Raw genomic sequence first — 25,013 nt, forward strand, 5'->3', positions numbered from 1 at the left:
AGTTCGCAAAGGTAATTAGAACAAACTGATTCTCTGAATATTATTTGATACATGAGCAAAATACACTAAAAATGAACCATGGAATTATATAAAAGATCCGAAAAATTCTGTAATAACGCCACTTGCGAGCTGATATACCTTTGTAAAGTCCACAAATTAAACGTGACAATATATTTTTTTTAACCCTACTCTAAATGTAAAATTATGAAAACTACAGAAAAAATTAAAATCGTTATGGCATTACTAGTCACGGCACTATTCGCAAATAACACTCAAGCACAAGAATCAAGCTCTCAAAATTATGACCAGGGATTTCGTCTCGGATTAGGTGTTACCGGCGGGTACGCGGTACACGATCCTTATAAATTAGCATTAGGTGCCGATGCCAGACTGCAATATGATTTGTCCAAAAGATACTCTCTAACTTTAACAACTGGGTACAGCCGTCTGTTTGTTAGTGAAGCCGATGGCGATGACCTTGGATTTGTTCCAGCAAAAGTTGGTTTCAAAGCTTTCGTTTGGAATGATCAGTTTTATATCATGGGAGAAGGCGGTGCCGCTTTTGTAACCGATCCTCATTATCACAACACTTCATTGCTTTTGGCCCCAAGTATTGGTTATGCCACAAAATACATTGATATTTCTTTACGCTACGAGCACTATAATAACTTACCAAGATGGAATAATGACGGAAGTCTAGGTAAAGGCGTTGGCCAAGTAGGCCTTCGTGTTGCCTATGGTTTTGATTTATAAAAACATCCGAATTCTAAAAAAAATGTGCTGTACTCCAGCACATTTTTTTTGCTTAAAAATTAAATTCCAGTATATATACCGTATTTTTGAGGAGCTTAATCCAGCTGTACGTTACAATCTTTTTCAATAACTGCTTTTTTTCTAAGCACTTGCAGGAGCTTCCGGTGGTCGCTCTGCCAGTACAAGAAAAAACAGCCGTTCTTTTCAAAAGGATTTTCACTTCCATCTGGGCTAGGGCATTCATTTTCAAAACAGTATTTAATGGAAAAATTTACACTAGAACTTCTTTTTCACATCATCGGAATCGGTTCTGCTTCCGGTCTCATTTACAAAGATAACAGTATATTCATCATAGGCGACAACAGCGGATTCCTATACGAATATGCAATTCCCACCCAAACACTGCAACAGCATGAAATCATAGAAAATGCTTCTGCAAATATTATAAAAAGCGAAAAACCAGATTTTGAAGCTATCACTCATTTTGGAGACAACCTTTACGTTTTTGGTTCGGGTTCGACCCAAAAACGAAATAGCATGGTAGAAATTAACACCGCTGCAAAAGAAATAAGAACTAACGACCTTGCCGATTTGTATTCCGTAATGCAAAGCTTTGCCGAAATAAAACCCGAAGATTTTAACATTGAAGGAGCTATTTACACCGGAGAAGAATGGTACTTATTCAATCGAGGAAATGGTGAATCTGCAAAAAATGTCATGTTTACTATTCAGGGCAAAAACTTAATCAATGAGTTTAATATCCTTTCCAACAGCTATAAACTGCCAAAAATAAAAGGAGTCCGAAGCAGTTTTACCGATGCCGTTGCATTAGACGGCAAGATTTATTTTCTGGCAACTGCCGAAGACACTAAATCCACCTATCACGATGGCGAAATTCTAGGAAGCTTTATCGGCTGTATTGATACTAAAACCATGAAAATTGATTTTACCAAAAAAATCAGCGACACCCAAAAATTTGAAGGAATAACCGTTTATCAAAACACTGCTGATAAAATTGAATTTTTGCTTTGCGAAGACAATGACACCGAAGTTCTTGAAGCAAATATTTATAAATTATCGATTCCAAAAGGTAAATAAAAAATTATTTTAAAAATATTTTAACCTCTTCCCAACCTTTTTCTCTTTTTCATCCTCTTTAGTAGAAAGATAACAATTGTGATAAACGAAAACTTAATTTCTGACTGCAAAAAAATGCACCGTGATGCCCAGCGCCGCGTGTATGAGCTTATGGCTCCAAAACTGTACCGCACCTGCAAGCGCTACCTAAAGAAAGAAGAAGAAATAGAAGAAGCCTTGGCCGATGCTTTCTACACTATTTTCACAAAACTCGATCAGCTCAAGGAGTCTGGCGCTTTTGAAGCCTGGTCCCGAAAAATTACGGTAAATCATTGTTTGGCAACCATCAAGAAAAGAACCAATTTTAACTTATATCTCGATGATGTCAAAACTATTTCCCAGCCCTTTACAGACGAAGTAACCGAACTCGAAGAAGAAGATTTACTGAATTTGCTAAATCATATTCCTGACGGCTGTAAGACGATTTTTAATCTTTTTGTTATCGAAGGTTTCAGTCACAAAGAAATTGCAGCCATGCTTAACATCTCCGAAGGCACTTCTAAATCACAATTGAATGCTTCAAAAACCAAATTAAAGGAGTTAGTAAACAATCTGTATTACCAAAAAGCGAAATAGTCATGGACAATCAAGATAAAATATTCAATAAAATAAAGAATGCTTCCCAAAAAGCAGAAGAAAAAGACTTTCCTGCTTTCGAAAAAGTATGGACGCGCGTAGAAGAAAAACTCGATAAAAAAGAAGACAAAAAAACAATTATTCTTTGGAAAAAGCTGGCAATTGCCACTTCACTCCTATTGTTTTTTTCATTGGGTTACCAGTTTCTTAAAAACGATTCAGAAATAATCACTCCAAAAGGAACAAAGGAAAATAATGTGGTTATCGAAGAAAAAAAGAATACTCTTTCAAAATCTTCAGGAAATATAAAACCAGATGCAGTTACTATTCTAAAAAAACAAATTGAAAAACAAAAACCTGTAGTTCTTTTAGATACATTTCCGCAAATAAAAGTTTTTGTAGATGAAAATACACTTTCATCTCCCGGAACAGATAACAATGTTTCGAATGAAGTAGCTGTTGCTGATTATAGTCCTGTCAAAAAACAAAATGATTCTGTTTATTTTCAAAAAGGAGCAAGATTTACAACTGCTAAAGATGCAGATGAATCTGAATACTATTTTCAGACTAATAAAACGAAATTAATTTCAAAAACAGAAATAATTGTTTCGGAAGAAAAGAAATCTAAAGGCACATCTGCTTACGATCCTGCAAAAAGAGTGATAACTGGAATAATTACTGATGAAAGTAATCAGCCTCTTCCTGGAGCTAATGTTTCTATAAAAGGAACAAAAAATGCGATAGCTACAGATTTCGATGGAAAATTTAGCATTCAAGCTGAAAAAGGTGACCAACTCGTTTTTTCATTTATAGGAATGGAAAATGGTTATGCAACAGTTGGAAAAACCGATAAAATAAACATGAAATTGGCGAATAATTCTGTGGCTTTGAATGAAGTGGTTGTGGTTGGTTATGGAACGCAAAAAAGATCGATGTCAACCGGAGCTGTTACTTCAATTTCAAGCAGTGATATAAAAAAATCTAAAAGAGCAAATGTAACTGAAGCTTTAAATGGACGTGTGGCTGGCGTTCAAATCACAAATAATAGCGGATATTTAAATCCTGAATATTATTTTCAAACAAATAAAATTAAATTTCTTTCGGGTACAAAAACAGTTACGGGATCTCCAATGCTTAGCATAGAACAATCTGAAGCAATTGTAGCCATTCGAGGAAATTCAACCGTAAGTCAACAAAATGATCCTTTATATGTTATTGATGGAGTACCGACTAATGCTGAAATATCTAATATTGATACAAATGATATTCAAAAAATCGATGTGCTTAAAGATGCCGCGGCGACTTCGCTATACGGAAGCCGTGCTGCTAACGGAGTAATCATAATAACAACTAAAAACGGAACTTATAAAAATCTATCTGAAAAACAGTTAAAAAGAAAGCTCAAAAAACTGAATAAAAATACAGAAACAGAAGTGCAAAAATTAGCACCACAATCTGTTGAAGTTTCTCAAGAAGACTATGATAACTTTGTAGAAAATCAATTCGAAAGTCCAAAATCGGCACCGCTTTCCACTTTCTCGATTGATGTGGATAATGCATCATACACTAATATAAGACGATTTATAAATAACGGACAAACAGTTCCAAAAGATGCGGTGAGAGTTGAAGAAATGATGAATTTTTTCAAGTATAAATATCCGCAGCCACAAGATCAGCATCCGTTTTCGATAAATACTGAATACAGTGATTGTCCTTGGAATTCTAATCACCGTATACTAAAAATTGGTTTACAGGGAAAAAATATTCCAACCGATAATTTGCCAGCTTCTAACTTTGTTTTTCTCATTGATGTTTCGGGTTCTATGAGTGATACCAACAAATTGCCACTGTTAAAACAGTCTATGAAAATTTTGGTAAACGAACTGAGAAAAAAAGACAAAGTTGCCATAGTAGTTTATGCAGGTGCAGCAGGAATGGTTTTGCCGCCAACATCGGGCGATGAAAAGCAAACTATAATCGATGCCTTAGAAAAACTGAATGCTGGAGGAAGCACGGCAGGCGGAGCCGGAATAGAATTGGCATATAAATTAGCCGAAGAAAACTTCGTCAAAGGAGGAAATAATCGGGTAATTCTAGCCACTGATGGCGATTTTAATGTAGGCGCTTCGTCCAATACTGACATGCAGACATTAATAGAGCAAAAAAGAGAATCCGCAGTATTCCTGACTTGTCTGGGTTATGGAATGGGAAATTACAAAGACAGTAAAATGGAAACCTTGTCTGATAAAGGCAATGGAAATTATGCCTATATCGACAATATTCAGGAAGCCAATCGTTTCTTAGGAAAAGAATTTAAAGGTTCTATGTTTGCTATCGCCAAAGACGTGAAAATCCAGATCGAATTCAATCCGAAACACGTGCAGGCTTATCGTTTGATTGGTTACGAAAACAGAAAACTGCGTCCAGAAGATTTTAGCAATGATGCGATTGATGCAGGTGAATTAGGAAGCGGACATACTGTTACTGCTTTGTATGAAGTGATTCCAGCCGGAGTAAAAAGTGAATTCCTGAGCAATCAGCCAGATTTGAAATATACCAAAACAAGTGTAACTGAAAGTGACTATTCTGATGAACTCGCAACAATAAAATTCCGCTATAAAAAACCGGACGGAGACAAAAGTATTGAAATGGTAAAAGCGATTGAGAACAAATCAATTCCTTTAAAGAATTCGTCGGATGATTTTAAATTCAGCACTGCTGTGGCCTGGTTCGGATTGAAATTGAGAGATTCCAATCTCGTTCCTAATAAATCTTCTGAAGATATTAAAAAACTGGCAAAAGAAGGATTATCTAATGATGAAGATGGGTACAAAGCAGAGTTTATCCGCTTGGTTGAAACAGTAAAATAATGCATTCAATTTTAGACCTAACAGGTTTTAAAAACCTGTTAGGTCTTTTTGACATTTAATTTTTGAAAATAATCATATTCTTTCCATTAAAAATTTTATCAGTTTTTTCACAGTAACTAAAGCTTGTGACAAAACAAATACCTTAACTTTGTTTTAGAACAAAATAGAAATAAAAATGAACGATTTAAAAAATAAAAATGCACTTATTACCGGTGCTGGCAAAGGAATTGGAAAAGCAATCGCATTGGCTTTAGCCAAAGAAGGAGTCAATGTAATTTTATTGGCAAGAACACAAGATGAAATCGAAAATGTAGCAGCAAAAGCACGCTCATTAAGAGTAAAAGCATTAGCTGTAACCGCTGATGTTGCCGATATCAACTCGGTAAATACTGCCGTAGAAAAAGCTTTATCCGAATTCAAATCAATTGATATTTTAATCAATAATGCAGGAATTGCAGCATTTGGTAAATTCTTAGAATTAGAACCTTCCGAATGGGAACGTATCATTCAGGTAAACTTAATGGGAACTTATTATGTTACGCGCGCCATTTTACCGAATATGATTGAAAGACAAACTGGAGACATTATCAATATTTCCTCAACAGCGGGATTAAACGGAAATGCTTTAACCAGCGCTTACAGTGCTTCGAAGTTTGCTGTTTTGGGACTAACCGATTCTTTGATGCAGGAAGTGCGCAAACACAATATTCGTGTTACAGCTTTAACACCAAGCACCGTTGCTACCGACTTAGCAAAAGAACTGAAACTTACAGACGGTAATCCCGATAAAGTAATGCAGTCTGAAGATGTTGCCGAACTAATTATCGCTCAGCTAAAATTAAACCGACGCGTATTTATCAAAAACAGCAGTATTTGGTCCACAAATCCATAAAAATATTAAACCATTCCATTAAGATATTAAGCCTCATTAAGTTTTACACCTTAATTTTCTTAATATCTTAATGGTTCAAAAAAAACATTTTAAATTTTTAAAATGTTCTATCTTTTAAACCTCAACATTCAAAAATTCCATTCGAACGCTTCCGTCTTCATCAATTTTTGTCAGATTGATTTCGTGTAAAGTGTTAACCAATTCTGGATTCCAAGGTGTTTTTACTTTTACGTAATTCTCGGTAAAACCATGAATATATCCTTCTTTGTTTTCACTTTCAAAAAGCACGGTTCTGTTAGTTCCTAATTGGCCTTCGTAAAAAGCACGGCGTTTTTTAACTGATAAACCACGCAGCATTTTACTTCTTTTAGCACGGACATTAGCAGGAACGATGCCTTCCATTGCAACAGCTTCAGTATTGTCACGTTCCGAATACGTAAAAACATGCAGATACGAAATATCCATTTCATTCAAAAAATGATAAGTTTCAAGGAAATGTTCATCAGTCTCTCCTGGGAAACCCACAATTACATCTACGCCAATACACGCATGTGGCATGACTTCACGAATTTTGTTGACTCTTTCGGTATATACTTCACGCAGATAACGGCGTTTCATCAATTTCAGAATATCATTACTTCCAGATTGCAGCGGAATATGAAAATGAGGTACAAAAGTTCTGCTTTTTGAAACAAATTCTATCGTTTCATTCTTCAATAAATTGGGTTCAATTGATGAAATACGCAGTCTTTCGATTCCTTCTACTTCATCCAATGCCTGAACTAATTCCAAAAATGTATGTTCGTGTTTTTTATTTCCAAATTCTCCTTTTCCGTAATCTCCTATATTTACTCCGGTCAGGACAATTTCTTTGATATTTTGTTTCGAGATTTCATAGGCATTTTTCAATACATTTTCCAGTTCATCACTTCGGGAAATTCCGCGAGCCAATGGAATTGTACAATAGGTACATTTATAATCGCAGCCATCCTGCACTTTCAAAAAAGCACGGGTTCTGTCACCTATCGAATAACTGCCAACATAGAAATCAGCTTCGGCGATCTCACAGGAGTGTACTTCACCAAAATCATTTTTCGATAAATCATTGATATAATCAGCCAGTTTGAATTTTTCGGTGGCACCGAGAACTAAATCCACTCCGTCAACATTTGCTAATTCCTCTGGTTTTAGCTGAGCATAACACCCCACTGCTGCGACAAAAGCCTTGTCGTTTAACTTCATCGCCTTACGCACTACTTGTTTGAACTGCTTATCGGCATTCTCTGTAACCGAACAGGTGTTGATTACATACATATCGGCTACTTCTTCAAAATCTACTCTATCAAAGCCTTCGTCTTCTAAATTGCGGGCTATGGTCGATGTTTCCGAAAAATTCAATTTACATCCAAGCGTGTAAAAAGCCACTTTTTTTCTATTCTCCATAATTACCTTAAATTAATGAAATCGTTGTCAAAAAATTTAAGTGCGCAAATTTACGAACAAAAATCAACACTATAAAGCCGATGATTATTAATATTTATTTAAACCAAAAACCATTGTATTGTTATTTACACAGATAGAATCCTAAATTTCAAAAAAAACTTTATTTTCCCTTTCTGTGTTTTGTTCTTATTTATTTAAATATTAATTTCACACCTCCAAAAACAATACGGCAGTACTGGTTTTATCACATACAAAATAAAGCTACTGCTTACAGTTTTCGAAAATTGAAAATCTGATTATTTTAAAATAATTCACAGAGATTAAAATATTTCATGATTTTATCTGTTAACACTATTTGATTTTCGGAGCTGTTTTGTTTTAGAAAACATTACACTTTAAAAAAAAATCTTTAAATAAAATAAATGGGATCGCCGAAAACCATAAAGAGTAGGTCAATAAAAAATTAAAATAAAAAATGAAATCATTCTGCCTCACAATTTCCCTACTATTTATTGCACTTTGCTCACAAGCTCAAAATGCCCCGACTATAGCAACCAAAAATCCTTTTCCAACAATCAGTACTTTGACTGCTTGGGCTAGTTACAACTCACAAGAGAAATTTAATCTAGACATCAGAAGTCTTGGTTTTAAATTCGAAGAAAAATCAGTAGAAACAGCATCGACATCTTATACCTATATCAGAAAAGTTACTGTAGAAAACATCAATTATACTGATAGAATTGTTTACAGAATTGCTAATGATAACTCAGCAAGTATTATTTCTTTAGTAACTGCTTCTACAGATTTGGTATCTTTTTACACTCCTCAATTAGCTGGTTACAAAACAGGAAAATGCGACAATGAAATGTCTAAAGACAAAAAAACGACCTGTACCTGTTATAACAATGACAAATTCGTTATCGATGTATGTGACGAAAGAGTAAAACTAACAATGGGTGACGGAAATAATTATTTTATTTCGGTTGCGAAAAAATAACGAAAACGTAATTTTATCCTTTAGAGATGACTGCAGTCAATCTCTAAAGCAACAAAAAAATATAAAAAATCCGCCTTATTAAACTAATGAGGCAGATTTTGTTTTTATCAAAAGAAAATTATGAATTTGGGTTTTTCATTTCATACCAGACATGCTCTTCTCCTTCGTATTCAAAAGAATTAACATACTGCATTCCCAGTTTTTCCAGAATATTCCTTGAGTCTTTATTTCCGGCATCTGCGTAGGCATAAATATTAGCTGCTTTCAATTCCTTAAAAGCAAAAGCGACAAAAGCCAATCCAGCCTCGGTAGCATAACCTTTTCCCCAATGCTTTTGTATAAACCGATATCCAATCTCATAAAAATTCTGATGATTGTTAATCGGTTCTTTGATTAATTTTATCCCAGACCAGCCAATAAACTCATTGGTTTCTTTAAGAATAACAGCCCAGCGTCCAATTCCATTTTCTGCATATTGCTGTCTAATATTTTCTATCATGAGCCTGCTCTCATCAATGTGTTTTACAGGCTTCCTTCCTACAAATCGATGCACTTCCGGATCTGAATCCAATTCGAACATTCCTTCATCATCAGAAAGCAATAATTCTCTTAAAATCAGTCTTTCTGTTTCTAGAAAAGTTTTCATTAGTTCAAAATGTATCGCCTGATTACCTCGGCTACGCCATGATCATTATTGGAGGCAACAACAATATTTGCTTTATCTCGTAACTCGGGTGCCACATTATCCACCCAAACTCCTAAACCTGCATATTCTATCATTGTTAAATCATTTCCTGCATTCCCAACAGCAATGATTTCACTTTGATGAATATCTAGTTTCTCTGCTAATTTTTTTAAACTATAAGCTTTATCGATTCCCTGCTGTGCAACTTCCAAAAAAAATGGTTTTGACATAGAAACACTTAGATGCGGCATTGCTAACTTTAGATCGTCTTCAACAGTTTTCAAATAAGACGGTTCTTCCAGCAGAATACATTTTACAGCATTGGTTTGAACCTCATTTTTAAAACTGTTCACTTTATTATGAACCAATCCTGTTATCAGCTTTTCCACTTCAATATATTCAGAATCTGTTTCGCTGACAATCTGATCATTTATGTAAGTAATAATATGCGTTTTACTTTTTAAACTGTAATCGTACAATTCATGGATTTGCTCTTTGGTTAAGGTCTGCTCAAACAGCACTTTATTTTCTTTTAAATCAGTAATAACGGCACCATTGTAAGACAACATGAATGAATTGTAAAAATCCATTTTCAATTCTCTGGCATAGCTCGTCATTGCCGACGTTGGTCTGCCAGAAGCCAAAACCACATAAACTCCCATTTCCTGGGCTTTAAAAATCATCTCTTTATTCTCATCTGATATGATATGATCGTCTGTTAATAACGTATCATCCATATCCAAAACAATCATTTTGTATTTTACTTCTTTCATTATATTATGTTCCTATAAAAAAGCCTTGAAACTATTATAAATTTCAAGGCTGCAAAAAATTAATTAAAATTAATTCAATTAGATACTTAGCCTAAATTCCTCTATAACTGGATTTGCTTTTGCAAAATCAGTTTCTTGAATAAACACCTCAACCGCTGAGTCTGAATTTGGAAAACCAGACATTCTCGCTGATTGAATGTTATTTTTGATTGATGTTTCAACTCCAGCAGCTTCAATTTTTTCCTGCAGAGCCAATGCCAAAATTTCAGTTCCCGAAAATACTTTCATTAATCCCATGATATTTTTATTTTTAAATTAATAATTTTTCAAATCTATTTTTGCAACAAACTTTTGAGCTTTTCTTGATAATCTAAATTCTGATTCATCTGCAAATGATCCTGATTATCTAATTTATAAAAATGACTTTCTTTATGAAGCAGTCTGCTCAATCTTTCTGAATTCTCAACCGCTATTAAATTATCATTCTTACCGTGAAATATAAAAATGGGAGCTTTTACATTTTTTATAAAAAGATTAGTTTCAATTCTAAATTTCTTAAATAAATCTGGTACATAAGGAATTCTTGAACTTGAAAATTCCATAAAATTATAATATGGCGATTGCAAAATCAGCATTTTAGGATTATTAGCAGCTGCGAGCCGGGCAGCAAACCCTGTACCTATTGAGTACCCAATTATAGCTACATTCTTTTCTTGATAGCGTTTCAATATATTTTTATATGCAAAAGAAATATCTTTAAAAACTTGCTCTTCACTTTCTATTTTACCATCACTTTTGCCATAACCTCTGTAATCCAAAATAAAAATATCATATCCTAGATCCGTGTAAACAGATGCAATACCTCCCCAACTGTCTAATGCTCCCGAATTTCCGTGCAAATAAAAAACAATCCCTTTAGAATCTTTAGCTTTAAACAATAATCCATGTAGTTTATTGCCATCAAAAGATTTAATATTTATTTCCTCAAATTCTTGACTAAAGTGAAATTTAAAATCTTTAGTCAATTTAGAACTATCAAAAATCATTTCTACCTGATTAAAATATATATAAGAAATAAAACATAGATAAATCAAAGCGATTAAACTAAATATGACTACACCTAAAAATCTGATAGTTCTTATTATTTCCATACTTTACTTTAACCTTCTTGTCATAAGCAATGATATATATCAATTACATGTCAAATTGATATACTATTAATTATTCCTCTTCGTTCTCATCAATTTCTTCATCTTCTTCTTCAAAATCATCTACATCATGATAAACCGATTTTTCTTCATCAAAATCCTCATCATCCTCATATTCTTCATCTTCGTCCTCATACTCTTCATCAAAATCAAACACAAACGGCTCAACTAACATTTTGTCAGCTAATATTTCTATACGTTCTGTGATTTTATCTGTAAAAACAATACGCTGTGTTTTGGTGATACTATTTGAGATTCGCATGATTTTTGTTTCATGGCGCAGTTTCAAAATCGAATCGGCATCATCAACAATAAACATTTTCAATCGGTTCACATTATAGCCAGCAGTAGAAAACATGTCACTCAATTTAATAGGAGTTCCAATCAGAACATCAATACCAGCTGAAATATAGTTTTTATCATAATCCATATCTCCTTTTTCATGAACACCGTATACTCTTAGATTGGTGAATTTTCCAAACTTTTCAAAAAGTTCCTCCATTTCAAGAACTTTTGCTTTATTTTCTACAAAAATTAAGGCACGCGGTGATTCTTCTCCTTCACAAACCAATTGCTGAATCACATTGATAACAATAGCTGTAGATTTCCCTGAACCTTTAGAAGAAGAAATAATGGCATCTGCACCACTTTTTATAGTCGAAAAAGTTTCCTTTTGCAATACATTCGCTTCTGTCAATCCAAAATCTATTAAAGCTTCCTGTAATACTTGATTAATTTTTTTTAATTTCATTTTTTTATGCTGTAAGCTTTAAGCATTAAGCGAAAAGCAAATTTGTATATTGGTGTTTTTTTATCTTATGCTTATAGCTTAATGCATATTGCTTTATATTATTTACTTGCAAAAGCTTTAACATCACTCTCAGAAATTTCGTTTCCTCCCAGAATAATTAAACGTTCTACGACATTTCGCAATTCTCTAATATTCCCTGTCCAATCGTATTCCTGCAGCAGACTAACAGCTTCTTTCGAAAAATATTTAACTGCATTTCCATGCTCATTAGCAATTTTTACAGCAAAATGGTTTATCAATGCTGGAATATCTCCCCGTCGATCATTTAATGACGGAACACTTATCAGAATCACTGCTAAACGATGATATAAATCTTCTCTAAAACGTCCTGCTGTAATTTCTGCTTTTAAATCCTTATTTGTAGCAGCAATCACTCGAACATCAACTTTAATATCATTATCCGCACCAACCCTTGTAATAATTCCTTCCTGCAAAGCTCTTAATACTTTGGCTTGCGCCGATAAACTCATGTCACCGATTTCATCCAAGAAAATGGTTCCTTTATTCGCAGCTTCGAACTTGCCGGCACGATCTTTTACTGCCGAAGTAAAAGCGCCTTTTACATGCCCGAACAATTCGCTTTCAATCAATTCACTCGGTATTGCAGCACAATTCACTTCGATCATTGGCGCCGTAGAACGTTCGCTTTTGTCATGCAGCTGATGAGCAACTAATTCTTTTCCCGTTCCATTTGGACCAGTAATCAAAACTCTTGCATCAGTTGGAGCGACTTTATCAATCATTATTTTCACTAGATTGATAGGTTCGCAGTCTCCTATAATTTCATATTTTTTACTGACTTTCTTTTTTAAAATTTTATTCTCGACAACCAGTTTTTTTCTGTCCAAAGCATTTCGGACTGTATTTAACAAGCGGTTCAGATCTGGCGGTTTCGAAATATAGTCAAAAGCTCCCAGACGCATTGTATTAATTGCTGTTTCCATATCGCCATGACCCGAAATCATCACAATTGGAATTTCAGTATCTATCTTTTTTACCGCTTCAAGCAATTCGACGCCATCCATTCTTGGCATTTTGATATCGCATAAAACTAAATCATAATCCTTCTCTTTTATTTTTTCAAGTCCTTTTATTCCATCTTCAGCAGCATCTACTTCATAAGACTCATTTTCTTCGCAAAGTATTCGAACCAAAACCCTTCTAATAGCTTCTTCGTCTTCAATAATTAGTATTTTACTCATATTTTTTAAAGTTTCTAAGATTCTGAGTTTCTAAGAATCTAAGTTACTATGTTTTTTATAATTTTAAAAACTTAGCAACTCAGCTGCTTAGTAACTTAGCAACTCCTTCTTAATATTTAAGCCATTTATATAATTCTCCCCAGCTTGGTTTTTTGCCGTACATCAATATTCCAACGCGGTAAATCTTGGCTGCAAACCAAACCACGCCAAAAAATGTACCGAATAACAAAGATACGGAAATTGCAATCTGCCACCATGGCACTCCAAAAGGAATACGCATAAGCATAACGATAGGAGATGTCAAGGGAATCATAGAGAAAACTAAGGCTACAGTTCCATGCGGGTTATTTATCACTGTAAAAAAACCAATGTAAACACTCAGCATTAAAGGCATAATGATAGGCAGAAGAAATTGCTGCGAATCCGTCTGATTATCTACCGCGGCTCCAATTGCTGCATAAAAAGAACTGTATAAAAAATAGCCTCCAATAAAATAGACAACAAAACCAATCAAGATGCTGGCGATAGGGAGGTTCCATATTTCTTTAATATACATTTGGGCGGTACCAGTCAATTCCTGCTGTGCAGCGTGCATCATTTCTGGAGAAACTCTAGCGGTTGGACCAATATTAACTCCAAAAAATGCCGAAGCAGCAAACATAAGCGACAAACCTATTACTGCCCAGATTAAAAACTGGAGCAGTCCTGCCAATGAAGTTCCTATTATTTTTCCCATCATCAGCTGGAAAGGCTTTACCGAAGAAATGATAATCTCAACAATCCTATTTGTTTTTTCTTCAATTACGCTGCGCATTACCATGTTGCCATAAATGATAATGAACATCATAATAAGGTAACCAAATGCCCCTCCTATCCCAATTTTTATTTCATTCAGTCCTCTAAGGCTTTCTTCACCAGAAGCTTTGGATAATTTAAAAACTACTTCTGCTTTAGCTTTTTTGATAGCTAATGTATCTAAATGTGCTAATTCCAGATTATTCTTGGTTAATTTATCAGCAATAATTCCTTGTGTGCTTTCGATAAAAGAAATACTTGGGCTTTCATTAGAAACCAGCTGAATTTTAGTTTCGAGCTCTCTGTTGTTAACCGTTTTAGGAACATACAGCAAAGCCTCAAAATTCTCTTTAACAATACTGTCTTTCAAAAATTGTATATCTACTTTAGATAAATCCAAGTATTTATAATCACTGTTTTTATTGTTTAATGCTATAAACTCATTTACAAACAAACCCGATTCATCGTGAATCGCAATCAGCTTAGTATCCGGTTTCATCGAACTCAAATACGCAATAAAACCAGTAATGGCAACAAAAAGCAGCGGACTCAAAAAAGTCATTACGATAAACGACTTATTGCGGACCTTGGCTACAAATTCTCTTTTTATGATTAATGATATAATGCTCATTTATATGTATAATTTGGTAATTAGATAATGTGATAATTCTGTAATTTGAAAGTGAACTCTTTTTTTAAACTCACTTTTCTAAAACTCTTTGAGAATTTGACTAATGCTTTTTTTTTAGATTTTTTGACAGCATCGAATTAAGACACCTACATCAAATTATCTAATTATCACATTTTCAAATTATCTAATTAATTTAATCCGTTACTGTTTGGATAAAAATGTCATGCACACTTGGGATTTTTTCAACAAAATGAGTTACCTGACCACGCTGTGTCAAAACATGCAGTAGTTCATTTGGTGAAGCATTACCAATTTGAATTTCTAATTTTATCTCATCGTTTAATGATTTAAAATTAGCCGGTCCCACTTTAAATTTCTGAGTAATATCAAACATCAGGCCTTCCACATTGTCTGACAAAATTCCAACCTGAAAACTGTTGGTTTTAAATTGTCTTTTTACATCAATCAGTTTTCCTTCAATCAATTTGTTCGATTTATGAATCAGCGCAATATGATCGCACAGTTCCTCTACACTTTCCATCCGATGAGTCGAAAAAATAATCGTTGCCCCATCTTCTTTCAATGCCAAAATTTCATCTTTGATCACATTCGCATTTACAGGATCAAATCCCGAAAAAGGCTCATCAAAAATCAATAATTTAGGTTTGTGCAGAACGCAGACTACAAACTGGATTTTCTGCGCCATTCCTTTCGAAAGTTCCTGAATTTTCTTGTTCCACCATCCCTGAATCCCTAGACGGTCAAACCAATAATCCAACTGTTTTTTTGCCTCAGCCTTAGATAATCCTTTCATTTGTGCCAAATACAAACACTGTTCCCCCACTTTCATAGAACTGTAAAGTCCTCTCTCTTCAGGAAGATATCCAATATGCTGAACATGTTTCGGCTGCAGTTTTTCGCCGTCAAGAATAACTTCACCACTGTCGGGCATTGTAATTTGGTTAATAATACGGATTAAGGAAGTTTTTCCAGCACCATTTGGACCCAAAAGTCCATATATGCTTCCTTTTGGCACAGTCAATGACACCTCGTTAAGCGCAACATAATCACCATATTGCTTTATGACTTTATTTACTTCAAGAATACTGCTCACAGCTAATTTTTTAGAATTGCAAAAGTAGTTAATTCGTGCTGATTATTTACACAAAAACCAATGATTAGAGCCATTCCCCAACCATAACGGATAAAAACCTCTGAAAAAACAGCATTCCTTTTCAAAAGTTAAAAAAGAATAAATTATAAATGATTTTTCAGGAGCCAAATCCAGCTGTCCGTTATATCTGTGTGCCTGAACCCCAGGCACACAGGATGCCACTACCATCTGGGCTAAGGAGAACATTGGTACCTTTTTAGAACATTACTTTAAAACTCTGACAATTTTAAATATAGTTTTTATATTAGCAGTAAATAAAGTTTTAATTTATCAGACTTATTCGTCGGATTTTAGGTATATATTAGTATGACTTTGTCAGATGTATATACTAGCTGACGGCAATTATAACAGACAATCAACAATGAAGATAAGACAAGTAATAATTATAGTTTTGACAATTTCGTTTTTGACTTGTTGCAGACAAGGATACAAAGTTGAAGATGGTAAAGTATATTACGAATATTGGAACGAAGGATTGGGATTTGAACAAGGTAAAAGACTGATTGAGGCAGCAGATGCAAAGAGTTTTAAATCGCTAAGCTTTGACTGTGATTGTAGTTTCGACTTTGGCAAAGACAAGAATCACCTATTCATAGACGGAGAACCTATTAAAAATATAGACCCAAAAACTTTTAAATTTATCGGAAATTATATTTTCCGAGACAAAGATTCGGCTTATTTTTTTGGTTTTTATAACAACTTAAACGATTGTGTAATTAAAGGCGTTAATCCAGACAAAATAAAATTTATTAAATATCCTTGGTCAAAGGCGGATAATTTTTTAATTCACGGAGGAGACGCTGTAATTATTGACGATATAAATGAATTTGTTCCTATTGACAATGATTGGGGAAAGACAAAAAAATACGTAATTAATAACAATCAAATTTTATACGGAGCAGACATAAAAACTTTTAAAGTCGTAAGTACTTTTCAAGGTAAAGATAAAAACTTCAATTATAAGTTCGGTATTATTAATGAAAATGATTTCAAAAAAACAAGTTATAAGAAATTTGATTTTGACAAGCCTATTTGTGAATATGAACCCATTGTATTTGATGATATTAATGACAGTTTGGTATCATATAAAGAAGATCAAAATAAAAGAATTGAAATTGTAGAAAAACTAAAATCGAAAGGTTTTTTAATTAAGGATACTAGATATTCAAATTGGTCAGGCGAATCAAAAATTATCAGCGTTTCGTTGGCAAATGACAAATGTAATTGCATTGTTGAGAAACTTTACCGTTATGATTATTCAATACCTTCTGGAACTGAAAAAATATTTAAAGTAACAGAAAGAGTTCACTGCAAAACGAAAGAAAATTAGAGCGAAAAATAACTGCCACCAACAGCTATAACGTTGGTGGCAATACCACCTAAAAGGCAAGAATCAGAAATTCACAAAATAATTAAAGAAAATGAAAAAACATTTATTGAGTTTATTAGTAATATCGTCAATTTTTATGATAGCTTCTTGTAATGGAGACAAACGTGAAAATAGAAATTCTGAAGTACAAAATCCAGAAGCTTTACAAGATGAAATACAACTAAAAAGGTTAACTAAACGTGGTGGAAATCTAATTGATGAGCTTTATGCGGAATTGGTAGAAAAAACTCCTGAATTAAAAAAACTAGAAACAGAAATAGAAACTTTTAAAGAAACTCCATCAGAAACTCAAAATGGTTTTTACAATTATAATGGAAAATCAAACCAGTATTATGGAAATGCAACAGGATTTGCAAATCAAATTACAGATAGCTTGAGTAAAAAAAGAATTTTAGCTTTAATCCAAAAAAGCAATAAAAAATACGATTCAGAATCTAAAGAAATTAATGACCTTGTAAAGCAAATTTCTAACTCCCAAAATTCAATTCAAGACAATCATAATATTCTAAAAATAGTTTTAACAATTCCATTAATAGAAAAATATCAAAAAGAAAATTTACCAAAAAAGAAAGAGTTTTTGGAAACAATATCTAAACAAAAAGCTTTGAATAAAAAAATAACAGATAAAACACCAAAATACTAAAAACAACTGTCGCCAATAGCTAAAATGGATTTTTGTAAATCGGTTTAATGGAAAATGATTTTGTATTTGGCTGATTTTAGCAAACCCGAATAAACGGTTAATTTAATCAGATTGTGAAGATTTACAAGGGAATTTATTATTCGACGGAAGAGTAAAACACATTTACGTTATACAAGACACTTATTGCGAAGAATGAAAATTGAACTTGAATAGACAATCAAAACTAAAATCACAATTGACGACAATTTATTCCTACGTTAAAACTTGACTGAAAAAAACATTATGAGAAATTTTAAATTTAACACTATATGTCTGTTTTTGATTTTAAGCAGCTTACCGATTTATTCACAAGAAAAGACCAATGACTGCTTGGAAATTTATGGAGAGTGGAAAACATATTATATTCAGCAACCTTTTGGAATTGATTCAGGAAACAAATCTGAAACATGGATTTTTAATAAAGATAAGACACTTTCAATAGATGGTAAAATGACTAAATATAGTTTAGAGGAGGATTGCTCAAAATTAATTATCGAAAACGATTCAAAATCATTTTTTATAAAAATAATTAAAGACACTTTGATTATGACTAAAAGAATTTTACCACACGAATCATATGATTTGCGATTAAAAAAAATAAAGCATTAAAAAAAATCCCCATTCTAAAACCAAATGTAGAATGGGGATTTTATATTTTAAACCTTTTTAAAATAGTTTAAGAAAACATATCTTTTACTTTTTCAAAGAATGATTTGTCTGATTTTTCAGGACTTGGAGTAAAGTTCTCGTCGTTCAACGCTTTTTCAAAGAATTGTTTTTGTTCTTTATTTAAAGTTTTTGGAGTCCATACATTTACATGAACCAATAAATCTCCGCTACCATAACCGTTGATACTTGGAATACCTTTTCCTTTTAATCTAAGAATTTTCCCTGACTGAATTCCTTCTTCCAGTTTTATTCTTACTTTACCGTTTACAGCATCGATATCTTTCGAAATTCCAAGAACGGCTTCAGCAAAACTGATGTATAAATCGTAATGAAGATTTTCACCTTCGCGTTTCAAAAACTCGTGCTCAATTTCTTCGATAACTACAATCAAATCTCCCGAAACACTGTTTCCTGGAGCATCGTTCCCCTTACCGGAAACTTTTAACTGCATTCCGTCTACAACACCAGCAGGGATTTTTATAGAAACAGTTTCATCTTCTGCAACCATTCCTTGCGAATCGGCATTATTTGGTTTTTTATCAAGAATCTGACCAGAACCGCCACATGTTGGACAAGTTGAAGCCGATTGCATTCTTCCCAAAATAGTATTGGTTACACGCATTACCTGTCCTTGACCGTTACAAGTAGAACATGTTTTATAGGTTACTCCCGGTGCTTGAACTTTACGCTTAACTTTTACTTTTTTCTCAACACCATTAGCGATTTCTTCAATAGTCAGTTTTACTTTGATACGTAAATTACTTCCTTTGACACGACGGGAACCTCCGCCTCCGCCAAATCCGCCGAAGCCACCACCGAAAATATCACCAAACTGGCTGAATATATCATCCATATTCATACCGCCGTGACCGCCTCCGCCAAATCCGCCAGAACCGTCAAATGCCTGGTGACCGTATTGATCGTATTTTGCTTTTTTGGCAGGATCGCTCAATACTTCGTAAGCTTCAGCAGCCAGTTTGAAGTTTTCTTCTGCCGATTTGTCGTCAGGATTCTTGTCAGGATGGTATTTCAAAGCGCTTTTTCGGTATGCTTTTTTTATTTCAGCAGCATCTGCTCCTTTTGAAATGCCTAATATTTCGTAAAAATCTTTTTTCATAATTTAAAGTAATTCCAAATTTAAAAACCTAAACACCTAATTAATTGGAACTTAACCACCAATAACCACTTTTGGAAAACGAATAATTTTGTCTCCTAGTTTGTAACCTTTCTCAAGAACATCTACAATTTTTCCTTTCATATCATCTGAAGGAGCTGGTATCTGAGTGATTGCCTCAGCAAAATCTGCATTAAATGCATCTCCAGCTTTTACATCAACAAGCTCTAAACCTTTAGTTACCAATGTGCTTTTTAATTTTTCATGAATTAATTCAACACCTTTAGCCAGCAATTCATCTTCAGATTTGCTGATTTCAATTATTGCTCTGTCAAAATCATCTAAAACTGGCAGCATAGAAAGCAAAACTTCCTGATTAGCTGTTTTAAACAATTCAATTCTTTCTTTAGTAGTACGTCTTTTGTAATTTTCAAATTCAGCAAATAATCTCAAAAACTTATCTTTTTCTTTCGCTAAGTCCTGAGCCAACTGCTCTTCAACACTTAATTCTTCAATAATAATTTGCTCACCATTTGCATTATTTTCTAATGTCACGTCATCTATTTCTTGATCGAATTCTGTATTTTCTGTAGTCATATTACTTTTATTTTTAAAAAAATTCTTAAACATAATTTTATTCGTTAATGTTTGATTGCAAAAGTACTGCCAAAACTTGAAAAATGTCAAATTGTCACACTTTTTTAAAAAATAAAAAATCATTCGCAAAACTAAATGATTTTTGATTCAAAAAATTAATATAATTTTAAGACTATTACGATATAGTTTACCTAAATTTGGAACAGATTTATATTCTAGCCCCAAAGGATACAACTCACATAAATTAGAATTTAAGGTTGTTTCTATTCATAATTATTAATTCACCATGCCTTATATCAAAAAAGCTTCGTTTTAAGATAACGAAGCTTTTTTTTATTTACAATATTGAGATTATTTCAATCGGACGCTCCATTCAAAATCCATTTCAGAAACCTGAACTCCGTCTTCATTAGTTCCAATAGATTTCATCCAAAACGTCTGGCCTTCACCATTAGTTATCGTTTTTTGAACAGCTTCTTCAATTAAGTTTCCATCTTTGCAGACAAAAGTAATTCTGCCTGTCGCTTTTTTTGAATAATTTGATTTATTATTGGCAACAAGCATTGATATTTTTTTACCGCTGCTTTGAATCTTATCAATCACCATAGCACCAGTTGTCATCTCTGCTGCCATTGCCTGTACAGCGAAATACATTGAATTAAACGGATTTTGATTGATCCATCTATGTTTTACTGTTACTACACATTGGTCTTTATCAATAGATTTTACACGTATTCCACAAATAAATGCTGCAGGCAATTTGAAAAATATAAAGCGATTCAATTTTGATACCGTTAATTTCATAAGTGTCATTTTTTTGCTAAAATACAAAAAATACTATGCGTACATATTAAAATTCAAATAATAAAGCTTTGGTTGCGTCCCTATAAAATATAAGCCTGCTAAGATGACCTGAATTTAAATGTATAGTGATCTTTAAAAAACAGCTTCATGCATTATCTACCTTCAAAATAGATGTATTTACTTTCATAAATCATAATTTTGTTAATATTTTGTTAATATATACTACTATGTGATACAAGATACTCTCCTTTAGACATATATTTGCATAAGAAATTACTAGGTAAATGATTTAGCGATTTCCGAAATCAATCATCAATCAAAAAACAAAATCAAATCATGGAAACTTCAAACGAAAAAAAAATTGCTGCATTTACACACTTAAGTACATTTAGCCAATATATTATCCCGTTTGGGAATTACATATTTCCAATTATTCTTTGGACATCCAAAAAAGACGAATCAGAGTTTGTAGACCATAATGGAAAACAGGTATTAAATTTTCAATTGAGCATTTTAGTGTACAGCTTAGTTTTGGCAATGATTACTATCCCTATACTTCTATACACTGTTTTGAAAAACATATCTTTCAGCGAACTGGTATACCATGAAGATATTATTTTTGAAAATTTCGATTACGGAAACAGCATCGGGCTGCTAACAATAGGAGCTTTAGCACTCTTCGGGTTTGCCTGCATCAAAGTAGCTGAGTTTTTTTTAATAATTCATGCTTCGGTAAAAGCATCAAACGGTGAAAAATATAATTATCCTTTAACGATTCCTTTTCTTAAATAACTTTTTGAATTTTAAAATACCGCAACTAAAAATAATCATCAATCATCAATCAAAAAATGAACAAATTAATCAACTCATCAAATCAACTCAAATTTAAAAATTATGAACATTGAAAACACAAAAGCCCAGATGCGTAAAGGTGTTCTTGAGTTTTGTATCTTATCCGTACTAAAAGAAAAAGACGCTTATACTTCAGAAATATTAGATACCTTAAAAGACGCTAAATTATTGGTCGTAGAGGGAACCATCTATCCGTTATTAACTCGATTAAAAAATGACGGATTGCTCAACTATCGTTGGGAAGAATCTACATCAGGACCGCCCCGAAAATATTATGGTTTGACCGAAATTGGACAAACCTTTTTAAGAGAACTGGATGGCACTTGGACGGAATTGTCGAATGCTGTAAACTTAATAACCAACCAAAAATAATAGTCATGAACAAAACTGTAAATATAAACCTAGGTGGAATGTTCTTCCATATTGACGAAGATGCATACCAAAAATTAACACGCTATTTTGACGCTATAAAACGTTCACTGTCAAAATCATCAGGGCAAGAAGAAATCATTAAGGATATCGAAATGAGAGTTTCGGAATTATTGACCGAAAAACAAAAAACAGAGAAACACGTTGTTACACTTAGAGAAGTTGATGAAGTTATCGCTGTGATGGGACAGCCTGAAGATTACATCATCGAAGAAGATTCTACTAATAACAGCAATAATAATTACAATAATTATACAGCACCCAGCGGTACCAGAAAACTATACCGTGACAAAGATAACGGAATGGTTGGAGGAGTTTTGGCAGGCCTTGGACACTATTTTGGAATAGACAAAGTATGGCTTCGCATCTTTCTTTTGGTATTAGTTTTAGCATGGGGTACGGGAGTTTTGGCTTATATCATTCTTTGGATTGTAATGCCTGAAGCGGTAACAACTTCTGAAAAACTTGAAATGACCGGAGAGCCTGTCACCATTTCAAACATCGAAAAAAAAGTTCGTGAGGAATTTGAAAATGTTTCTGGTAAATTTAAAAATGGTGATTACGACAAATATGGCAACCAAATAAAAACAGGAGCTGAGAAATTGGGAAACTCTTTCAGTGATTTCATAATGACAGTTTTCAAAATCTTTGCTAAATTTTTAGGAATAATTCTGATCATGGGAGGTCTGACTGTGCTGGTACTGCTATTCATTGGAGTATTTACTTTGGGAACAAGTGTTTCTATGGATTTTCCTTGGCAGAGTTTTGTCGAAGCTGGTAATTTTACCGATTATCCAATCTGGTCTTTTGGTTTATTGATGTTCCTTGCTGTAGGTATTCCGTTCTTTTTCATGACTTTATTGGGCTTCAAATTATTAGCTCCTAATATGAAATCAGTTGGGAATATTGTAAAATACACTTTGCTTGCGCTTTGGTTAATTGCTGTTTCAATTGCTATCTCAATTGGTATTAAACAAGCTTCAGCATTTGCTGTAAATGGAAGAACAGTTCTAAAAGAAACAATTAATTTTAAACCAGCAGATACGCTTTTAGTAAAATTCAAGCATAATGATTATTTTGCTAAAAATGTAGATGACCGTCATGAATTCATGATCACCAAAGATTCATTGAACAATGATATCATTTATTCTAATGATGTAAGTATCAGAATTCAAAAATCTGATGAAAAATATGCTTATATTCAAATTGAAAAAGAAGCAAAAGGCAGATCATTGTCTGAAGCCAAAAATAGAGCTGATGCTATCAGATACAGTTATAAAGTTGAAGGCCGTCAATTAATTTTTGACAATTATTTAATAACAGATCTGAAAAACAAATTCCGTGATCAGGAAATAGAAATCACTTTGTTTTTGCCACTAGGAACACTTCTAAAATTAGATGAATCTGCAGCACATTATGATGAAACTGATGGTGATTACTTTTTATGGCATCCAGAATCAGCAAAAGACGTTTTTAGAGTCGAAGAGGACAAAATAAAATGTACAAATTGCCCTGACGATGAAAGTGATTACAATGACAACGACGAAAATGAAAATGAAAGCAACATAACAATTAATGAAAATGGTGTTACTATCGAAAGTGATTCAGTTGTTAAAACCAAAAAGAATTTCAAGGAATTGAAAATCAATAAAGATGGCATCATCATCAAAACAGAATAAACTGTAATAAAAGTAATTCAATCAAAATAAAACCAATAGCCATGATAAAAGTAATCACATTAATCACCAAATTCATTGCAATAACATTGATAGCGCTATTTTTTGGGTCTTGCAATCAAATCAGTGATTTACGCTCTATCAAAGGAAGCGGTCATGTTACAACTGAAAAAAGAACCGTTACCGGAGATTTTAAAAATGTAGAAATAAGCAATGCACTAGACTTAGTTATAGAGCAATCGGACAAAACAGAAATAATTGTAGAAGCCGATGATAATTTACAAAAAGAAATCACAACAAAAATAGAGAATGGCGTTTTAGTTATCGCATGTAAATCAGGAAATTTCATTAACGTAGCTTCCAAAAAAATAACTGTAAAAATGCCGGTTATTGAAGGACTCGAAGCGTCATCAGCTTCAACAATTAATAGCAGCAATACACTAAAAGGAAGCCGCTTAAATTTAGTTTCATCTAGTGCTGGATCTATTAATGCCACAGTAGAATATGAAAATATTCAATTGTCCAGCAGCAGCGCCAGTAACCAAAACATTAAAGGAAAAGCTATACGCATAGAAACATCTGCTTCAAGCGGGTCAGTTTTAGATGCCAGTGAATTATTAACAAATGAAGCAACAGCTGATGCTTCAAGCGGTTCATCAATATCTGTATCGCCTATTGTAAGTCTGAAAGCTGAAGCCTCGAGCGGAGGAAATATTTCTTACAGCAAAACTCCTAAATCGATTCAAAAAGAAGAAAACTCAGGAGGCAGTATTAATCAGCAGTAAATCATCAATATTAAATTTCAAAAAAATCACTCATCAAAAATGGGTGATTTTTTTATATTTGTATCCAA

At 33.3% G+C, this 25,013-nt stretch carries 26 protein-coding genes; 13 read left to right on the forward strand and 13 right to left on the reverse strand.

All coding sequences use genetic code 11. From position 1 onward, the window contains the following. Positions 1–204: 204 nt before the first annotated feature. The 5 genes from C8P67_RS11805 (at position 205) to C8P67_RS11830 (ending at position 6,228) form a co-directional block, all read left to right on the forward strand. Positions 205–753, forward strand: a complete 549-nt coding sequence (locus tag C8P67_RS11805; protein ID WP_115813386.1) for a hypothetical protein — start codon at positions 205–207, stop codon at positions 751–753. A 261-nt stretch (positions 754–1,014) separates the two neighbouring features. After that, positions 1,015–1,851: a DUF6929 family protein gene (locus C8P67_RS11815; protein WP_115813388.1), complete on the forward strand. Its 837-nt coding sequence runs from the start codon at positions 1,015–1,017 to the stop codon at positions 1,849–1,851. Between the two features lie 114 nt (positions 1,852–1,965). Then, entirely contained in the window at positions 1,966–2,466 is a 501-nt protein-coding gene (locus tag C8P67_RS11820) for an RNA polymerase sigma factor (protein ID WP_115813555.1), read from the forward strand. Between the two features lie 659 nt (positions 2,467–3,125). Further along, the gene (locus C8P67_RS11825) at positions 3,126–5,336 is read left to right on the forward strand and encodes a YfbK domain-containing protein (protein ID WP_394338650.1); all 2,211 of its coding nucleotides are present in this window, start codon (positions 3,126–3,128) and stop codon (positions 5,334–5,336) included. A gap of 175 nt (positions 5,337–5,511) precedes the next feature. Further along, positions 5,512–6,228: a 3-ketoacyl-ACP reductase gene (locus tag C8P67_RS11830; protein ID WP_115813389.1), complete on the forward strand. Its 717-nt coding sequence runs from the start codon at positions 5,512–5,514 to the stop codon at positions 6,226–6,228. A gap of 114 nt (positions 6,229–6,342) precedes the next feature. Here C8P67_RS11830 and mtaB read toward each other — a convergent pair whose 3' ends face one another. Beyond that, positions 6,343–7,671 (reverse strand): tRNA (N(6)-L-threonylcarbamoyladenosine(37)-C(2))-methylthiotransferase MtaB, encoded by a 1,329-nt coding sequence (gene mtaB, locus C8P67_RS11835; RefSeq protein WP_115813390.1) that lies wholly within the window; start codon positions 7,669–7,671, stop codon positions 6,343–6,345. A 475-nt stretch (positions 7,672–8,146) separates the two neighbouring features. Here mtaB and C8P67_RS11840 point away from each other — a divergent pair, with 475 nt between their 5' ends. Further along, complete coding sequence (locus tag C8P67_RS11840) at positions 8,147–8,668, forward strand: hypothetical protein (protein WP_115813391.1); 522 nt, start codon at positions 8,147–8,149, stop codon at positions 8,666–8,668. A 118-nt stretch (positions 8,669–8,786) separates the two neighbouring features. Here C8P67_RS11840 and C8P67_RS11845 read toward each other — a convergent pair whose 3' ends face one another. The 9 genes from C8P67_RS11845 to C8P67_RS11885 all read right to left on the reverse strand — a co-directional run bounded on the left by C8P67_RS11845 (position 8,787) and on the right by C8P67_RS11885 (position 16,133). Next, entirely contained in the window at positions 8,787–9,314 is a 528-nt protein-coding gene (locus tag C8P67_RS11845; protein ID WP_115813392.1) for a GNAT family N-acetyltransferase, read from the reverse strand. After that, on the reverse strand, positions 9,314–10,126 hold the full coding sequence (locus C8P67_RS11850; RefSeq protein ID WP_115813393.1) for a Cof-type HAD-IIB family hydrolase: 813 nt from the start codon (positions 10,124–10,126) through the stop codon (positions 9,314–9,316). The genes C8P67_RS11845 and C8P67_RS11850 overlap by 1 nt, the downstream gene beginning before the upstream one ends. A gap of 78 nt (positions 10,127–10,204) precedes the next feature. Beyond that, positions 10,205–10,423, reverse strand: coding sequence for a putative signal transducing protein (locus tag C8P67_RS11855; RefSeq protein ID WP_115813394.1), 219 nt, complete (start codon positions 10,421–10,423; stop codon positions 10,205–10,207). 35 nt (positions 10,424–10,458) lie between these two features. Beyond that, positions 10,459–11,277 (reverse strand): alpha/beta hydrolase, encoded by an 819-nt coding sequence (locus C8P67_RS11860; protein ID WP_115813395.1) that lies wholly within the window; start codon positions 11,275–11,277, stop codon positions 10,459–10,461. Positions 11,278–11,347: 70 nt separating this feature from the next. After that, entirely contained in the window at positions 11,348–12,085 is a 738-nt protein-coding gene (locus tag C8P67_RS11865; RefSeq protein ID WP_115813396.1) for a DEAD/DEAH box helicase, read from the reverse strand. A 98-nt stretch (positions 12,086–12,183) separates the two neighbouring features. Then, positions 12,184–13,347 (reverse strand): sigma-54-dependent transcriptional regulator, encoded by a 1,164-nt coding sequence (locus C8P67_RS11870; protein ID WP_115813397.1) that lies wholly within the window; start codon positions 13,345–13,347, stop codon positions 12,184–12,186. Positions 13,348–13,456: 109 nt separating this feature from the next. Then, positions 13,457–14,773, reverse strand: coding sequence for an ABC transporter permease (locus C8P67_RS11875; protein WP_115813398.1), 1,317 nt, complete (start codon positions 14,771–14,773; stop codon positions 13,457–13,459). Between the two features lie 193 nt (positions 14,774–14,966). Then, complete coding sequence (locus C8P67_RS11880; protein ID WP_115813399.1) at positions 14,967–15,887, reverse strand: ABC transporter ATP-binding protein; 921 nt, start codon at positions 15,885–15,887, stop codon at positions 14,967–14,969. Positions 15,888–15,929: 42 nt separating this feature from the next. Then, complete coding sequence (locus tag C8P67_RS11885; RefSeq protein WP_115813400.1) at positions 15,930–16,133, reverse strand: hypothetical protein; 204 nt, start codon at positions 16,131–16,133, stop codon at positions 15,930–15,932. Between the two features lie 175 nt (positions 16,134–16,308). Between C8P67_RS11885 and C8P67_RS11890 the strand changes: the two genes are divergently transcribed. From C8P67_RS11890 to C8P67_RS11900, 3 genes are all read left to right on the forward strand, one after another. Beyond that, positions 16,309–17,277 carry a DKNYY domain-containing protein gene (locus C8P67_RS11890; RefSeq protein ID WP_170141457.1) on the forward strand — a complete coding sequence of 323 codons (969 nt, stop codon included), beginning with the start codon at positions 16,309–16,311 and terminating at the stop codon, positions 17,275–17,277. Positions 17,278–17,368: 91 nt separating this feature from the next. Continuing rightward, positions 17,369–17,980, forward strand: coding sequence for a hypothetical protein (locus C8P67_RS11895; protein WP_147298228.1), 612 nt, complete (start codon positions 17,369–17,371; stop codon positions 17,978–17,980). 282 nt (positions 17,981–18,262) lie between these two features. Further along, positions 18,263–18,628: a hypothetical protein gene (locus C8P67_RS11900; RefSeq protein ID WP_115813403.1), complete on the forward strand. Its 366-nt coding sequence runs from the start codon at positions 18,263–18,265 to the stop codon at positions 18,626–18,628. A 67-nt stretch (positions 18,629–18,695) separates the two neighbouring features. On the opposite strand, the gene dnaJ is transcribed toward C8P67_RS11900, so the two are convergent. The 3 genes from dnaJ to C8P67_RS11915 all read right to left on the reverse strand — a co-directional run bounded on the left by dnaJ (position 18,696) and on the right by C8P67_RS11915 (position 21,203). Then, positions 18,696–19,805: a molecular chaperone DnaJ gene (gene dnaJ / locus C8P67_RS11905; protein WP_115813404.1), complete on the reverse strand. Its 1,110-nt coding sequence runs from the start codon at positions 19,803–19,805 to the stop codon at positions 18,696–18,698. 51 nt (positions 19,806–19,856) lie between these two features. After that, positions 19,857–20,432 carry a nucleotide exchange factor GrpE gene (locus tag C8P67_RS11910; protein WP_115813405.1) on the reverse strand — a complete coding sequence of 192 codons (576 nt, stop codon included), beginning with the start codon at positions 20,430–20,432 and terminating at the stop codon, positions 19,857–19,859. A gap of 318 nt (positions 20,433–20,750) precedes the next feature. After that, positions 20,751–21,203, reverse strand: a complete 453-nt coding sequence (locus C8P67_RS11915; protein ID WP_115813406.1) for a DUF4442 domain-containing protein — start codon at positions 21,201–21,203, stop codon at positions 20,751–20,753. Positions 21,204–21,539: 336 nt separating this feature from the next. Between C8P67_RS11915 and C8P67_RS11920 the strand changes: the two genes are divergently transcribed. From C8P67_RS11920 to C8P67_RS11935, 4 genes are all read left to right on the forward strand, one after another. Further along, positions 21,540–21,995, forward strand: coding sequence for a DUF4870 domain-containing protein (locus C8P67_RS11920; RefSeq protein WP_115813407.1), 456 nt, complete (start codon positions 21,540–21,542; stop codon positions 21,993–21,995). A 102-nt stretch (positions 21,996–22,097) separates the two neighbouring features. After that, entirely contained in the window at positions 22,098–22,427 is a 330-nt protein-coding gene (locus C8P67_RS11925) for a PadR family transcriptional regulator (RefSeq protein WP_115813408.1), read from the forward strand. 5 nt (positions 22,428–22,432) lie between these two features. Further along, the gene (locus C8P67_RS11930) at positions 22,433–24,163 is read left to right on the forward strand and encodes a PspC domain-containing protein (RefSeq protein ID WP_115813409.1); all 1,731 of its coding nucleotides are present in this window, start codon (positions 22,433–22,435) and stop codon (positions 24,161–24,163) included. 41 nt (positions 24,164–24,204) lie between these two features. Continuing rightward, on the forward strand, positions 24,205–24,945 hold the full coding sequence (locus C8P67_RS11935; protein ID WP_115813410.1) for a head GIN domain-containing protein: 741 nt from the start codon (positions 24,205–24,207) through the stop codon (positions 24,943–24,945). The last annotated feature ends 68 nt before the right edge of the window (positions 24,946–25,013 follow it).

The organism is Flavobacterium aquicola (assembly GCF_003385115.1).
GTDB classification, from domain to species: domain Bacteria; phylum Bacteroidota; class Bacteroidia; order Flavobacteriales; family Flavobacteriaceae; genus Flavobacterium; species Flavobacterium aquicola.